The sequence below is a fragment of the Acinetobacter sp. Res13-Abat-PEC15-P4-01 genome, from assembly GCF_015676285.1.
GTDB classification, from domain to species: Bacteria; Pseudomonadota; Gammaproteobacteria; order Pseudomonadales; family Moraxellaceae; genus Acinetobacter; species Acinetobacter nematophilus.
On record NZ_JADAIN010000021.1, the window covers coordinates 1 to 16,266 of the forward strand.

The following is a 16,266-nucleotide window of genomic DNA, read 5'->3' on the forward strand; positions in this document are numbered from 1 at the left end:
CACCCAATCGCAATGGACCCAGGTCTACGTTTTGCGATCCGTGAAGGTGGTCGTACAGTTGGTGCTGGTGTAGTTGCTAAAGTAACTGCATAATCGCTAAAATGTTTATTCTTACCGAGAGTTGCGGCTCTCGGTTTGCTTATTAGGTCAGTAGTTCAATTGGTAGAGCGTCGGTCTCCAAAACCGAATGTTGGGGGTTCGAGTCCCTCCTGACCTGCCAGTTTTTAAATAAAAAACTTGATGTCGGCTAAACTGGTCATATAATAAGTCGCGAAACCTACGACGAGTACAAAAATGTCGAACGATAAATCACGTGACGCAACAGGCGGCGCGGCAATTCCTCAAAGCAACAATTCAGCTGAAATGGTGAAGACAAGTTCTTCGTTTGATTTTATTTTGTGGATCATTGCATTGGCTTTATTTGGCTGTGCTTTGATGACAAATCAATATCTTCCAGCGTATTGGGCACCAGCAAATAGCATCTGGGTGCGTATTGGGGTAATTTTAGCTTGTATCATCGTAGCTTTAGGTTTATTATACGCCACCCATCAAGGCAAAGGCTTTGTTCGTTTGCTTAAAGATTCGCGTATCGAACTGCGTCGAGTCACTTGGCCTACGAAACATGAAACAGTAACCACTTCATGGCAGGTTCTCCTCGTTGTTGTAGTTGCCGCAATTATTTTGTGGTGTTTTGACTATATCATCGGTTGGTTTATGAAGTTTATTATCGGGTAAGAGAGCTATGAAACGTTGGTACATTATTCATGCCTATTCAGGCTATGAAAAACAAGTGATGCGTTCACTTAATGATCGAATCCAGCGTAGCGCTGTTGCTGATAGTTTTGGTGAAGTCCTTGTTCCTACCGAAGAAGTGGTAGAAATGAAGGATGGTAAGAAACGTAAATCAGAGCGTAAATTCTTTCCAGGCTACGTATTGGTCGAAATGGAAATGAATGATGAAACTTGGCACATTGTTAAAGAATGTCCAAAAGTATTGGGTTTCATCGGTGGTACTGCTGAAAAACCAGCGCCAATTACGCAAAAAGAAGCTGATGCGATTCTTGCACGTGTACACAACAAAGGTGAAGCACCTCGTCCTAAGACGATGTTCGAGCCGGGTGAAGAATTACTTGTGACTGACGGTCCATTCACAGACTTTAAGGGTGTGGTGGAAGAAGTTCAGTACGAAAAATCGCGTTTAACGTTGACGATTAACGTATTTAATCGACCAACTCAAGTTGAATTGGAATTTCGTCAAGTCGAAAAAACAATTTAATTTGAATTGTTCAAAAAGCGCTCGATTTGTTATGGATCGGGCATTGTTGTTGTAACGGTATCGTTACTTGAAAACTTGGGGAGCTCTAAAAGGCGTTTGTACCCAGAGGTAATTTGAAATGGCTAAGAAGATTGACGGCTATATCAAGCTGCAAGTTCCAGCTGGTAAAGCGAATCCATCTCCACCAATCGGTCCTGCACTAGGTCAACGTGGTGTGAACATCATGGCATTCTGTAAAGAATTCAATGCTGCTACACAAAAAGTTGAACCAGGTCTTCCAATTCCTGTAGTGATCACTGTGTACAACGATAAGTCGTTCACATTCATCATGAAAACTCCACCTGCATCTATTCTTCTTAAGAAAGCTGCTGGTATCCAGAAGGGTTCATCTGTACCAAACAAAACTAAAGTTGGTAAGTTGACTCGTGCTCAATTAGAAGAAATTGCGACTACTAAAGAACCAGACTTAACTGGTGCTGATTTAGACGCACGTGTACGTACCATTGCTGGTTCTGCGCGTTCTATGGGCTTGGAAGTGGAGCTATAAGACATGGCAAAGTTAACTAAACGTCAAAAAGCCATTGCTGCAGCTGTAGAAGCAAACAAAGTTTATACTTTGGAAGAAGCAGTACAAGTTCTTAGCAGCCTTCCTGCTGCAAAATTCAAAGAATCTTTGGATGTTGCGGTAAACCTAGGTGTTGATCCTCGTAAATCTGACCAAGTTGTTCGTGGCGCGACTACGCTTCCTGCAGGTACTGGTAAAACTGTACGTGTAGCTGTGTTTGCTCAAGGCGCTGCTGCTGAAGCTGCTAAAGCTGAAGGCGCGGACGTTGTTGGTTTTGATGATCTAGCTGAAAGCATTCAAGCGGGTAACTTAGACTTTGATGTTGTGATTGCTGCTCCAGATGCAATGCGCGTTGTAGGTAAGTTGGGTACGATTCTTGGTCCACGTGGTTTAATGCCAAACCCTAAAGTGGGTACTGTAACTCCTGACGTTGCAACTGCAGTTAAAAATGCAAAAGCAGGTCAAGCACGTTACCGTGTAGACAAAGCGGGTATCATTCACGCTGCGATCGGTCAAGTAGGTTTCACAGCTGAAGCTGTTCGTTCAAACGTTGAAGCACTTATTGCTGACCTTAAGAAAGCAAAACCTGCGACTTCTAAAGGTATCTACATTCAAAAGATCACTTTGAGCTCAACAATGGGTCCTGGTCTTGTTGTAGACGTACAGAACGTTACTAAGTAATTATTTTTATAAATAATTATTTGCAATGAAAGAATTTTAAAGTCCTGAGTGAAATTTAAAACAAGGTTTTTAAATTTTGCGCAAAGTGGGGGAGACTTCAGCAGAGGTTTTCTCTCATCTTGTGAGTTGGCAAGGTTGACTTGCTGATGGGTTCTCAGGCGGACTTTGAATTGATAGATGTAAGTTTATCAGCGTCAAAGACCTCAGGCGAGGCAGGTCTTAGGATTTGCTTCTTAAAATACCAGTCTGAGTAGACGCGGTGGTGTGATTGATTCCTCCTCCGCGTGTAAGTTGAGAAATTGACTTGCGAATTGGGAGTGCAGTCCATTTGTGGATTGCATAAATCACCGTTAGGAGGTTTTACAATGGCTCTTCTTATCGAAGACAAAAAACAGATCGTTGCTGAAGTAAATGAAGTTGCTTCTTCAGCGTTTGCTGCTGTTGTTGCTGACTATCAAGGTTTAACAGTAGAACAATTGACTACTCTTCGCGTAGAAGCTCGTAAGTTAGGTGTTAAAACACGTATCGTGCGTAACACTTTAGCTAAGCGTGCACTTGAAGGTACTCAATTCTCTATCTTGGATGAGAACCTTGTTGGTCCAACTATTCTAGCTTTTTCAACTTCTGAAGACGACATGGGCGCAGCTGCTCGCTTGTTTGAAGATTTTGCTAAAACTAACAAAGCATTTGAACTTAAAGCTGCTGCATTTGATGGCAAAGTTTATCAAGGTGCTGATGTTAGCGTTATTGCAAATCTTCCAAACCAAGAAAAAGCACTTACGATGCTTGCCAATGTTCTTCAAGCTCCTATTTCGAAATTGGGTCGCCTTATTACAGCGCTCAAAGAGAAAAACGAGTCAGAAGCAGCTTAAGCTTAAAAATTTTCACACACCATTCAATATCCATTTGGAGTTATTCTCATGGCTTTAACTAACGAAGAAATCTTAAACGCAGTTGCTGAAAAAACTGTTCTTGAACTTGTTGAACTTATTTCTGCTTTCGAAGAAAAATTCAACGTATCTGCAGCTGCTGTAGCTGTAGCTGCTGCTCCAGGTGCTGGCGCTGCTGCTGCTGAAGAGCAATCTGAATTCAACGTTGAGTTGACTTCTTTCGGTGCTAACAAAGTTGCTGTAATTAAAGCAGTTCGTGAAGCAACTGGTCTTGGTCTTAAAGAAGCTAAAGATCTTGTTGAAGGCGCTCCTTCAGTTGTTAAAGAAGCGGTTTCTAAAGAAGAAGGCGAAGAACTTAAGAAGAAACTTGAAGAAGCTGGTGCTACAGTTACACTTAAGTAATCTTAAGGGGAGTCGATTTTTTTATAATCGGCTCCACAAATTGGCTGATGGCTCTTGGGTCATCAGCCTTTTTGCGTTACAATAATCGGCTCGATTTTAGATTGATTGATATAAAAATCATCAATTTTTAAAACAAATAAACAAAATCAAACGCTTACCAATATTTTTCAGCTTTAAAAATATTGTTAAGCGTTTTGTACCACTGAAATTTGCAGCATTTGTATAAAAGTGGTGGTCATATCGACCTGCGTAATTCCTTCTAAGTTCGTTCTGCAGGCGGGCTTAGTTTACTTTCCGAGGACTCCAGATGGCATACTCATATACCGAAAAGAAACGGATCCGTAAGAATTTTGGTAAATTGCCCCAAGTCATGCATGCTCCGTACTTGCTCGCGATTCAAGTCGACTCGTACAGAACATTCTTGCAAGATGGCAAAACTCCAAAAAATCGCGAAGATATCGGTCTCCAAGCTGCATTTCGTTCAGTTTTTCCTATTGAAAGTTATTCTGGCAATGCTGCTTTAGAATTCGTTGAGTATAGTCTTGGTAAACCAGAGTTTGATGTTCGCGAATGTATCCTTCGCGGTTCAACCTTTGCGGCACCAATGCGCGTTAAAATTCGTTTGATCATCAAAGATCGTGAAACGAAATCTATCAAAGACGTACGTGAACAAGAAGTGTACATGGGTGAAATGCCGCTCATGACTGAGAATGGTACTTTTGTGATCAATGGTACCGAGCGTGTAATCGTATCTCAATTACACCGTTCTCCAGGCGTTTTCTTTGATCACGATAAAGGTAAAACCCATTCAAGTGGTAAAGTGCTTTATTCAGCACGTATCATTCCTTACCGTGGTTCATGGTTGGATTTTGAATTTGATGCTAAAGACTTAGTATTTGTTCGTATTGACCGTCGTCGTAAATTATTGGCGACTGTAATTCTACGTGCATTGAACTACAGCAATGAACAAATTCTTGACATGTTCTATGAGAAAGTACCTGTATATCTTGATATGGGTAGCTATCAAATTGACCTTGTGCCAGAACGTCTTCGCGGTGAAATGGCGCAATTTGATATCGTAGACAATGATGGCAAAGCGATTGTTGAACAAGGTAAGCGTATTAACGCACGCCATGTTCGTCAAATGGAAGCTGCGGGTTTAACTAAACTTTCAGTTCCAGATGAATACCTGTATGAGCGTATTACAGCTGAAGATATTACTTTGCGTGATGGCGAAGTGATCGCTGCAAATACCATTTTAAGCCATGAAGTCTTGGTTAAAATTGCTGAAGGTGGTGTTAAACAGTTTAACATCTTGTTCACCAATGACATCGACCGTGGTTCTTTCGTTGCAGATACTTTACGTGCGGATACAACAACAGGTCGTGAAGAAGCGCTTGTAGAAATCTATAAAGTGATGCGTCCGGGTGAGCCACCAACAAAAGAAGCGGCTGAAAACCTATTCAATAACTTATTCTTCTCTACAGAGCGTTATGACTTGTCTCCTGTAGGTCGTATGAAGTTTAACCGTCGTTTGGGTCGTCCTTATGAAGTTGGTACAGATCAGAAGTCTCGTGAAGTAGAAGGTATTCTTTCTAACGATGACATCATTGACGTATTGAAAACTTTGGTAGAAATCCGTAACGGTAAAGGCGAAGTCGACGATATCGATCACTTGGGTAACCGTCGTGTACGTTCTGTCGGTGAAATGACAGAAAACCAATTCCGTGTTGGTTTGGTTCGTGTTGAGCGTGCTGTAAAAGAACGTTTAAACCAAGCTGAAACAGACAACCTGTCTCCACAAGATTTGATCAATGCGAAACCTGTGGCTGCTGCAATCAAAGAATTCTTTGGTTCAAGCCAATTGTCTCAGTTTATGGATCAAAACAACCCATTGTCTGAAATTACACACAAACGTCGTGTTTCAGCACTTGGTCCAGGTGGTTTGACACGTGAACGTGCAGGCTTTGAAGTACGTGACGTACATCAAACTCACTATGGTCGTGTATGTCCAATTGAGACACCTGAAGGTCCAAACATTGGTTTGATCAACTCGCTTTCCGTATATGCAAAAGCCAACAACTTCGGTTTCTTGGAAACACCATACCGTAAAGTTGTAGAGGGTCGTGTAACGGATGATGTAGAGTATTTATCTGCAATTGAAGAAGTAGGCACTGTGATTGCACAGGCCGATTCTGGCGTAGATAAAGACGGCAACCTGACTGAAGAATTTGTTTCTGTACGTCATCAGGGTGAATTCGTTCGTATGCCGCCAGAAAAAGTGACGCATATGGATGTATCTGCTCAGCAGGTTGTTTCTGTTGCTGCATCACTTATTCCGTTCCTTGAACACGATGATGCGAACCGTGCATTGATGGGTTCAAACATGCAACGTCAGGCTGTTCCTACATTGCTTGCTGACAAGCCACTTGTTGGTACAGGCATGGAAGCAAACGTAGCGCATGACTCTGGTGTGTGCGTCATTGCAAAACGTGGTGGACGTATTGAGTTCGTTGATGCTTCTCGTGTTGTTATTCGTGTCAATGAAGATGAAATGATCGCGGGTGAAGCTGGTGTAGATATCTACAACTTGATCAAATACACGCGTTCAAACCAAAACACTTGTATTAACCAAAAAGTTCTGGTGAGCTTGGGTGATAAAGTGGGACGTGGTGACGTTCTTGCTGATGGTCCATCGACTGACGGTGGTGAATTGGCGCTTGGTCAAAACATGCGTGTCGCGTTCATGACGTGGAATGGTTATAACTACGAAGACTCGATCTTGTTATCTGAGCGTGTACTTCAAGAAGACCGTTTGACTTCGATTCACATCCAAGAGTTGTCATGTGTAGCGCGTGATACAAAGTTAGGTGCAGAAGAAATTACTGCCGATATTCCTAACGTGGGTGAAGCAGCGCTCTCTAAACTTGATGAATCAGGTATTGTTTATATCGGTGCTGAAGTTTCAGCAGGTGACATCCTTGTTGGTAAGGTAACGCCTAAAGGTGAAACACAGTTAACGCCGGAAGAAAAATTACTTCGTGCAATTTTCGGTGAAAAAGCTGCTGATGTAAAAGACTCTTCTTTACGTGTTTCTTCAAGCGTAAAAGGTACGGTAATTGACGTTCAAGTGTTTACACGTGACGGTATCGAGAAAGACGAGCGTGCTCAAGCAATTGAAAAAGCGCAACTTGATGCTTATCGTAAAGACTTGAAAGAAGAGTTCAAAATCTTTGAAGAAGCTGCTCGTGAACGTATTGTGCGTTTATTGAAAGGTCAAGAGTCAAATGGTGGTGGTACAACTAAACGTGGTGACAAGCTAACAGAAGACGTATTGTCTAACTTAGAGCTTGTTGATCTGTTAGAAGTTCAACCGGCAGACGAAGGCATTGCTGAACGTTTAACTCAGATTCAAGTGTTCTTGAAAGAGAAGAGCCACGAGATCGATGAGAAGTTTGCTGAGAAAAAACGTAAACTTTCAACAGGTGATGAACTGACAACTGGTGTATTGAAAGTTGTTAAAGTCTATCTTGCTGTTAAACGTCGTATCCAGCCTGGTGATAAGATGGCGGGTCGTCACGGTAACAAGGGTGTTGTATCAAACATCTTGCCTGTGGAAGACATGCCGCATGACATCCATGGTGTTCCAGTAGATGTGGTACTTAACCCGCTCGGTGTACCATCACGTATGAACGTGGGTCAGATTCTTGAAACTCACTTGGGTATGGCAGCGAAAGGTCTTGGCGACAAGATCGACAAGATGATGAAAGAACAACGTACTGTTCTTGAACTTCGTGAATTCTTAGACAAGATTTATAACAAAGTCGGTGGCGAGCAAGAAGATCTTGATAGCTTGACTGATGAAGAAATCTTGGTGTTATCAGGTAACTTGCGTAAGGGTGTTCCTTTAGCTACACCAGTATTTGATGGTGCGGAAGAAGGACAAATCAAAGAGTTGCTTGAACTTGGTGGTATTTCACGTACAGGTCAGACAGTATTGTATGATGGACGTACAGGTGAGCGTTTTGATCGCCCAGTAACTGTCGGTTATATGTACATGCTCAAGTTGAACCACTTGGTTGACGACAAGATGCATGCACGTTCTACAGGCTCTTACTCACTTGTGACGCAACAACCGCTTGGTGGTAAAGCTCAATTCGGTGGTCAGCGTTTCGGTGAGATGGAAGTTTGGGCACTTGAGGCTTATGGTGCTGCTTATACACTTCAAGAAATGTTAACTGTGAAATCGGATGACGTTGAAGGTCGTACTCGCATCTATAAGAATATTGTAGATGGTAACCATTATATGGATCCGGGTATGCCTGAATCGTTCAACGTATTGACCAAAGAGATCCGTTCTTTAGGTATCAACATTGAACTGAAAAATGGTGACTAAGAAATCTCCCCCGCTTCCTCTTTAACAAAGAGGGGGAGAAGTCCTTCTTTAGTAAAGCAGGACTCAGGGGGATTTCGAGATTCCCAATCTCAGTGAAAAAACAATATTTGTGACCCAGCCGTAGAGAGAAAGCCTCTTCGGCACACGGAGAAAAAAATTGAAAGACTTGCTCGATATCATGCGCAAAAAGACGGACTCAGACGGTCATGCTCCAGTAGAGTTTGATCGCATCCGTATTGGTCTTGCGTCACCAGAAATGATTAAGTCATGGTCTCACGGTGAAGTTAAAAAGCCAGAAACCATTAACTACCGTACCTTTAAACCAGAACGTGATGGTTTGTTCTGTGCCAAAATCTTTGGTCCAGTAAAAGATTATGAATGCTTGTGTGGTAAATACAAGCGTATGAAATACAAAGGCGTCATTTGTGAAAAATGTGGCGTTGAAGTAACAACTGCGAAAGTTCGTCGTGAGCGTATGGGTCACATCGAATTGGCTTCTCCTGTTGCTCATATTTGGTTCTTGAAATCATTACCAAGCCGTATCGGTTTACTGCTTGATATGACGTTGCGTGATATCGAACGTGTATTGTATTTCGAATCTTATGTGGTGACTGATCCTGGCATGACGCCAATGGAAAAGTACCAACTTCTTAACGATGAAGAATACTTTACTGCGTTAGAAGAACACGGTGATGAATTCAGCGCTAAAATGGGTGCCGAAGCAGTTCAGGATTTGTTGAAAGACATTGATCTTGAAGCTGAAATTTCTCGTTTACGTGAAGAAATTCCAAATACAACTTCAGAAACTAAGCTGAAAAAAGCGTCTAAACGTTTGAAGTTGATGGAAGCGTTCAAAGAGTCAAACAACAAACCAGAATGGATGGTGATGAATGTACTTCCAGTACTTCCGCCAGATCTTCGTCCATTGGTTCCGCTTGAAGGCGGTCGTTTTGCGACTTCTGACCTGAACGATCTTTACCGTCGTGTAATCAACCGTAACAACCGTTTAAAGCGTCTTCTTGATCTTGCTGCACCAGACATTATCGTACGTAATGAAAAACGTATGTTACAAGAGTCTGTAGATGCATTGTTGGACAACGGTCGTCGTGGTCGTGCGATTACAGGTTCGAACAAACGTCCGCTTAAATCTTTGGCTGATATGATCAAAGGTAAGCAAGGTCGTTTCCGTCAAAACTTACTCGGTAAGCGTGTTGACTATTCGGGCCGTTCGGTAATTACCGTAGGTCCATCATTACGTTTACACCAATGTGGTCTTCCAAAGAAAATGGCACTTGAATTATTCAAACCATTCATCTTTGCGAAACTACAAGCTTCAGGTCAAGCAACAACCATTAAAGCTGCGAAGAAAATGGTTGAGCGTGAAACACCAGAAGTATGGGACGTTCTTGCATCTGTAATTCGTCAGCATCCTGTTATGTTGAACCGTGCGCCAACCCTTCACCGTTTAGGTCTTCAAGCATTTGAACCTATCCTGATCGAAGGTAAAGCGATTCGTTTGCATCCACTCGTTTGTGCTGCGTTTAACGCCGACTTCGATGGTGACCAAATGGCGGTTCACGTACCATTAACACTTGAAGCTCAACTAGAAGCTCGTGCGTTAATGATGTCGACCAACAACATCTTGTCACCTGCAAACGGTGAACCAATCATCGTACCTTCTCAGGACGTTGTATTGGGCTTGTATTACATCACGCGTGATGCAATCAATGCCAAAGGTGAAGGCATGGTGTTTGCGGACACGCATGAAGTTAACCGTGCGCTTGCAACAGGCCAGGTTGATCTACATGCACGTGTAAAAGCACGTGTACACCAAACAGTAATTGATGACAACGGTAACCGTGAACATCAAACCATTGTTGTAGATACGACACCAGGTCGTTGCTTACTTTGGGAAGTTGTTCCTGAAGGTATGGATTTCCAACAAATCAACGTTGAGATGACCAAGAAAAACATCTCTAAATTGATTAACTCTTGCTACCGTAAATTAGGTTTGAAAGATACTGTTATCTTTGCTGACCAATTGATGTACCTGGGCTTCCGTCAAGCAACACGTTCAGGTGTTTCTGTGGGTATGGAAGACATGTTGATTCCACCACAAAAGCAAGCAATCATCGAAAAAGCTGAAGTTGAAGTTCGTGAAATTGAACAACAATTCGAGCAAGGTTTCGTAACTGCTGGTGAACGTTATAACAAAGTTGTCGATATTTGGGCGCGTACAAACGACCAAGTTGCAAAAGCGATGATGGATAACTTGTCATTCACTACTGTTAAAAACAAACAGGGTGAAGACGAGAAGCAAAAATCATTCAACAGTATCTACATGATGTCTGACTCTGGTGCCCGTGGTTCGGCTGCTCAGATTCGTCAGCTTGCAGGTATGCGTGGCTTGATGGCGAAACCAGATGGTTCGATCATTGAAACCCCAATTAAAGCAAACTTCCGTGAAGGTTTGACAGTACTCCAGTACTTCATTTCAACACACGGTGCACGTAAAGGTTTGGCAGATACGGCACTTAAAACTGCGAACTCTGGTTACCTAACACGTCGTCTTGTCGATGTAGCACAAGATTTGGTGATTACTGAGCCAGATTGTGGTACCTATGATGGTCTTGTAATGACTCCGTTCATTCAAGGTGGCGATGTGATCGAGAACTTAGGTGCTCGAGTATTGGGTCGTGTACTTGCTGAAGATGTGAAGAAACCAGGTACAGATGATGTCCTTCTTCCGCGTAACACATTGATCGACGAGAAACTTGCAACGTTCCTTGAAGATAACGGTGTTGATGAAGTTAAAGTACGTTCAGTAGTAAACTGTGCTTCAACATTCGGTGTATGTGCGAAATGTTACGGTCGTGACTTGGCTCGTGGTCACTTGGTGAACCCAGGTGAATCTGTCGGGGTAATGGCTGCACAATCAATTGGTGAACCTGGTACACAGTTAACCATGCGTACATTCCACGTGGGTGGTGCTGCAAGCCGAACTTCTGCTGCTAACAGCGTTCAAGTACGTAACAAGGGTACAGTTCGTTTCCATAACGTTAAAACTGTTCAACATGCCAAAGGTCACTTGGTATCTGTTTCACGTTCAGGTGAAATCGGTATTGCGGATGACTTAGGTCGTGAACGTGAACGCTATAAACTTCCATACGGTGCGTCTATCTTGATCAAAGATGGTCAACCAGTAGAAGGCGGCGGTATTGTTGCAACTTGGGATCCGCATACACATCCATTGGTAACAGAAGTTGCGGGTAAAGCACGCTTCAGCCAAATTGCTGATGGTGTAACTGCAACATCGAAAACTGATGATGCAACAGGTATGACGACTGTTGAAATCTTGCCGGTAACAGCACGTCCTGCGTCTGGTAAAGATTTACGTCCTGCAATTGTGTTGGATACAACCGATGGCGGCGAACAGTTCTACTTCTTGCCACAAAACACAATCGTGACTGTTCGTGATGGCGAAACGATTGGTGTCGGTGATGTTATCGGTCGTGTACCACAAGAAACTTCACGTACCCGTGATATTACCGGTGGTCTGCCGCGTGTAGCTGACTTGTTCGAAGCGCGTAAGCCGAAAGAGCATGCAATCCTTGCTGAAATTTCAGGTGTTGTAAGCTTTGGTAAAGAGACCAAAGGTAAGAACCGTTTAGTGATTACACCAGATGATGGCTCAGAAATTTATGAAGAGTTGATTCCAAAATGGCGTACCATTAACGTGTTTGAAGGTGAGCATGTGAACCGTGGTGAAACCATTTCTGATGGTCCACAGAACCCGCATGACATCTTGCGTTTGAAAGGTGAAGTTGCATTAACCAACTACATCGTGAACGAAGTTCAAGACGTTTACCGCTTACAGGGTGTAAAAATCAACGATAAGCATATCGAAGTGATCGTGCGTCAAATGTTGCGTAAAGTTGACATTACTGATGGCGGCGATACAAGCTTCATCAAAGGTGAACAAGTGGATTACATCCGCGTTGTGGGCGAAAACCAAGCGGTATTGGCTCAGAACAAGTTCCCTGCGAAGTATGAACGTCAATTGATGGGTATTACCAAAGCATCGCTTTCTACAGACTCGTTCATCTCTGCTGCATCGTTCCAGGAAACCACACGTGTGTTAACTGAAGCGGCTGTAACAGGTAAAGAAGATGATTTACGTGGCTTGAAAGAAAACGTTGTTGTGGGTCGCTTGATTCCAGCAGGTACTGGTCTTGCATACCACCTAGAGCGTCGTCGTCAAGAAGCAGAAGCTGCAGAGCATGAGCTTGTAAATGACTTCTCTGAAGTTGATCAAGCATTCTCTCAAGCTTTAAACGAAGATTCTTTCTAAGTTAAACAGCTTTTGAAATGAAGAAGACGCCCAAGGGCGTCTTTTTTTATATAATCAAAAAATAGAAATTAAAATTGATCCACAATGAAAATAAATCCTGTTGTGATGGCTTTAGCGTTGCTGTCGATTTGCCCATTATTGCTGTTGATCCTGTTGCCTGCACCTGCAATCGAGCAGAGCTGGCAAGTTGATATGGCGCAATGGATCAATCAGTCATTAAAAATCCAAAGTACCAGCACAGGTGAGCTTGAGTATTTTAGTTTTTTTGTTAAAAGCTATCTAACCTTGCTTTGTCCATTTTGGGCCGTGTTGATCATTTATTTAATTGTTAAAGATGAATCGGATGAAATACCTAAGCCCAATCAGTTTAAGCCTCTTGATGCAGTGATTGTTTTGAGCTTTTTTTGCTTTTGTATCGGCTTTGCAATAACGTTAAGCCTATGGCACTTAAACCCTTCATGGGTGTCTATACGGGTTAAAAATAGTTTTTTATTTAGAATACTGTATGAATATAAACTAGGGATTATTTTGGCTGAGCTGTTTTACTTTGCTATTTTACTTATTGCGTTATTGGGGCTATTGGGCTTTATTACTGCGGTGATCATCAATATTCATCAGCAATTTTTTAAAAAACAAAAATGATGCGTTTCAGGCTTTAGAAAGAAGGAGACGGATTAAAATATAATAAAGCCGCTGAAGTTCAGCGGCTTTATAGTCGATGTGAATCGATCATTAAGTTTAAGCGTGTCGAGGTTTTACCCAGAGTTGATAGGCAACAGCCAATAAGGCAAGCCAAACCGCACCCACATAAAGGGCGGGACGTGATGCAGGGAAATAACCGATCATGGCAATCACAAAGATCATAAATGCTGTGGCTAAAATCGGTGCAATCGGCCATCCGATTACAGGAAAATCGAGCGCTTTAATTTCTTTCGCACTGAGTTTTTTTCGCATACCAAACTGTGCCAATAAAATCATTAACCATACATAAACAGTTGCAAAAGTTGCAATCGAAGCAATGATTTCAAAAACATTTTCAGGAATCAGGTAATTTAAAAGGACTCCAACCAAAAGCACGCTTGCCATCACAATGACGGTCATAAATGGCACACCATTTCTTGATGTTTTAGCAAAACTTGCCGGTGCTTTGCCTTTAATTGCCATGCCATACATCATCCGCCCGGCACCAAAAACATCACTGTTAATCGCAGAAACAGCAGCCGTAATCACCACAATATTCAGGATTGCAGCAGCGGATTTGATTCCTAAACTTTCAAATATTTGTACAAATGGACTGCCATGCGAACCGATTTGATTCCAAGGGAAAATCGACATCAGTACAAAAATCGTCAGTACATAGAACAGGATAATTCGAAAAGGAACTGCATTGATGGCTTGAGGAATTGCGACTTTAGGATCTTTGGTCTCTCCAGCGGTTACACCAATGATTTCAATTCCACCAAATGCAAAAACAACCACAGAAAAACAGGCAATAAAACCAGCAATACCATTGGGAAAGAAACCACCATGTGTCCAAAGGTTCGATATACCTGAACTAAATTCAGTATGTGGAATATGCAAACCGTAGAGCATGATGCCAAAACCACCCAAAATCATGGCAATAATGGCAGTGACCTTAACGATGGATAACCAGAATTCCAGCTCACCATAGACTTTGACATGGATCAGGTTAATTGCACCCAAAAAGAAAATCAGTGACAAAATCCAGACCCAACGCGCCACATCAGGAAACCAGAAACCCATGTATATTCCAAAAGCGGTGACGTCTGCGATTGCAACAATCACCATCTCAAAAACATAGGTCCAACCTGTGGTAAAACCTGCAAATGGACTAATATACTCAGACGCATAATGACTAAATGAATCTGAAACAGGATGATGAACAGCCATCTCTCCTAAAGCACGCATCACGATGTAAATCGCAATCCCGGCGATCATATAAGCCAGTAGTACCGATGGACCTGCTTGCTGTATGGCTGAGGCTGAACCGTAGAATAAACCTGTGCCAATAGCAGAACCTAAAGCCAGGAAACGGATGTGACGGGTATTGAGTCCCCGTTTTAAAGTGGAAGTTTGTGACATGATAAGCTCCAGTCTTATCTATAGTTTATAGGAGCTTGCTAGCGAGTTCATGCTTTTATCCATAAAATAAGCGATTTACCGTGCACGAATACATCATTTGCAGGCGGTGAATCAGAACATCAATTCATTGCCCTGTGTTAAACAAAGTTACAAATGGATGCAATAAAGCAATCATTTCCTCACGAATTTATCTTTACTTTCCATGAGATAATTTCAAGTGGAAAAAATGTTTGATTGACTTGTTGTAATAACAGAAGGAATAAGGGCATGAAAAAGCAAATAATGACCATAATGTGTGTGGCTTTACCTATCGTGATGCTTACAGGTTGTGAAAACATGTCTGCAAATGATAAGCGTATCGGTTCCGCAGCGCTGGGTGGTGCTGTTGGTGGTGGCTTGGGTAATCATGCAGGTAATGGTATCGGTGCGGCTGTTGGTGCAGGTGGTGGTGCGGCTGTAGGAAGCAAGGCAAGTAATGGGTCAAATCGCAATGCAACTTACAGTGGTGTTGGTGCGGGTATTGGTTCAGTGATTGGTAAAGGTATTCTAGGTGGTGATGCAGGTGCTGCGATTGGTGGTGCAATCGGTGGTGGCGCAGGTGCAGCCATTGAGCAAAACAAATAAGTCACTCAATGAACGATAAAAACGCTATGTTGTATTGATTCAGCATAGCGTTTTTTTTATTTCTATCGTTTATATTTAACCTGAGTTCGATAAAAACTCTTGATGAAATATGATACTCGGAAACGTCATCCGCTACTGTTTGAGGCAGGACTACTTCTACAAGGTATTGTTTCTGAGACTGATTAAATATGTTGCTAGTGGTTGACGAGTTTTGCGGTGAGCAGCGATACCGCTGCGCAAGATGGTTGCCCTTGCGGAGCTTCGCTCCTCATGCCAAAACAAAAGTATGGCGAGCCGCAGGCTGATCCTGAAATTGGGTGAAAACTCAGCAAGACTCCGCCGAGACTTAATGTTTTTCAATAAGTTAAATATGTGGTTGCATCGAACTCACGTTATTTAGTAGACCATTAAGTATGTTTAAACGATATTGAATGTCGTCTACTAAAGTCATTAACGTTTTAACGGATGTGGATTCTTACGACGGATATAAACGGTTTTTTGTACTTCAGCAATTCGTAACCCTGAATCATCAAAAATATTTAAAGTGTAGTTACGATACACAGGCTTATAGTTCTGTGCCAGATCTTTAACATGTTCGATTTCAGCAGCATCCAATCGAATATCGGCATAAACGGTACTGCGGCCCGGTGATAGAAAATTAATGCTCGCAGCTTTGTCCCACACCATGTATTTAGGACCAAGGTGATGCATCAAAAGCAGCATATAAAATGGGTCGACCATCGAATATAAACTGCCACCAAAGTGAACCCCAACAATGTTTTGATTGTTGCGTGTCAGTGGCATTTTGACCCGAATATGATAGTTTTTCAGATCAATTTTTTCGATTTCAATTCCTGCACCTTTGTATGGAGAAAAATGATTCAACATAAATCTAGATACAAATGGAATTGTCTGTAGTTTCTTGATTAGCACATTCATGGTCAATTCTAGTTATCTATTTTTCAACCATAATAAAGA

At 42.2% G+C, this 16,266-nt stretch carries 12 protein-coding genes, 1 tRNA gene and 1 pseudogene; 12 read left to right on the forward strand and 2 right to left on the reverse strand.

What is annotated here, in order from left to right; all coding sequences use genetic code 11:
- From IMO47_RS09695 to IMO47_RS09745, 11 genes and pseudogenes are all read left to right on the forward strand, one after another.
- Positions 1 to 93 (forward strand): annotated as a pseudogene (locus IMO47_RS09695) (elongation factor Tu); the annotation flags it as partial.
- A gap of 51 nt (positions 94 to 144) precedes the next feature.
- A tRNA-Trp gene (locus tag IMO47_RS09700) sits at positions 145 to 220 on the forward strand.
- Between the two features lie 74 nt (positions 221 to 294).
- On the forward strand, positions 295 to 735 hold the full coding sequence (gene secE, locus IMO47_RS09705) for a preprotein translocase subunit SecE (RefSeq protein WP_196074555.1): 441 nt from the start codon (positions 295 to 297) through the stop codon (positions 733 to 735).
- A 7-nt stretch (positions 736 to 742) separates the two neighbouring features.
- Positions 743 to 1,276 carry a transcription termination/antitermination protein NusG gene (nusG, locus tag IMO47_RS09710; RefSeq protein WP_004718486.1) on the forward strand — a complete coding sequence of 178 codons (534 nt, stop codon included), beginning with the start codon at positions 743 to 745 and terminating at the stop codon, positions 1,274 to 1,276.
- A gap of 118 nt (positions 1,277 to 1,394) precedes the next feature.
- Positions 1,395 to 1,823, forward strand: coding sequence for a 50S ribosomal protein L11 (gene rplK / locus IMO47_RS09715; RefSeq protein WP_001074682.1), 429 nt, complete (start codon positions 1,395 to 1,397; stop codon positions 1,821 to 1,823).
- Between the two features lie 3 nt (positions 1,824 to 1,826).
- The gene (gene rplA, locus IMO47_RS09720) at positions 1,827 to 2,522 is read left to right on the forward strand and encodes a 50S ribosomal protein L1 (protein WP_004826236.1); all 696 of its coding nucleotides are present in this window, start codon (positions 1,827 to 1,829) and stop codon (positions 2,520 to 2,522) included.
- A 365-nt stretch (positions 2,523 to 2,887) separates the two neighbouring features.
- Positions 2,888 to 3,394 (forward strand): 50S ribosomal protein L10, encoded by a 507-nt coding sequence (gene rplJ, locus IMO47_RS09725; RefSeq protein WP_196074554.1) that lies wholly within the window; start codon positions 2,888 to 2,890, stop codon positions 3,392 to 3,394.
- Positions 3,395 to 3,442: 48 nt separating this feature from the next.
- Entirely contained in the window at positions 3,443 to 3,814 is a 372-nt protein-coding gene (gene rplL / locus IMO47_RS09730) for a 50S ribosomal protein L7/L12 (protein WP_004826239.1), read from the forward strand.
- A 307-nt stretch (positions 3,815 to 4,121) separates the two neighbouring features.
- Positions 4,122 to 8,210, forward strand: coding sequence for a DNA-directed RNA polymerase subunit beta (rpoB, locus tag IMO47_RS09735; RefSeq protein WP_196074553.1), 4,089 nt, complete (start codon positions 4,122 to 4,124; stop codon positions 8,208 to 8,210).
- A gap of 157 nt (positions 8,211 to 8,367) precedes the next feature.
- Positions 8,368 to 12,561, forward strand: coding sequence for a DNA-directed RNA polymerase subunit beta' (rpoC, locus tag IMO47_RS09740; RefSeq protein WP_196074552.1), 4,194 nt, complete (start codon positions 8,368 to 8,370; stop codon positions 12,559 to 12,561).
- Between the two features lie 84 nt (positions 12,562 to 12,645).
- A complete protein-coding gene (locus IMO47_RS09745; RefSeq protein WP_196074551.1) occupies positions 12,646 to 13,203 on the forward strand; it encodes a hypothetical protein in 558 nt (185 codons plus the stop codon).
- A 96-nt stretch (positions 13,204 to 13,299) separates the two neighbouring features.
- Here the strand turns inward: IMO47_RS09745 and IMO47_RS09750 are convergent, their stop codons facing one another.
- The gene (locus IMO47_RS09750; protein ID WP_196074550.1) at positions 13,300 to 14,664 is read right to left on the reverse strand and encodes an amino acid permease; all 1,365 of its coding nucleotides are present in this window, start codon (positions 14,662 to 14,664) and stop codon (positions 13,300 to 13,302) included.
- Between the two features lie 267 nt (positions 14,665 to 14,931).
- On the opposite strand from IMO47_RS09750, the gene IMO47_RS09755 reads away from it, so the two are divergent.
- Entirely contained in the window at positions 14,932 to 15,288 is a 357-nt protein-coding gene (locus IMO47_RS09755; protein WP_009584442.1) for a hypothetical protein, read from the forward strand.
- 450 nt (positions 15,289 to 15,738) lie between these two features.
- Here the strand turns inward: IMO47_RS09755 and IMO47_RS09760 are convergent, their stop codons facing one another.
- Positions 15,739 to 16,227, reverse strand: coding sequence for a DUF4442 domain-containing protein (locus IMO47_RS09760; RefSeq protein WP_004826250.1), 489 nt, complete (start codon positions 16,225 to 16,227; stop codon positions 15,739 to 15,741).
- Positions 16,228 to 16,266 lie beyond the last annotated feature (39 nt).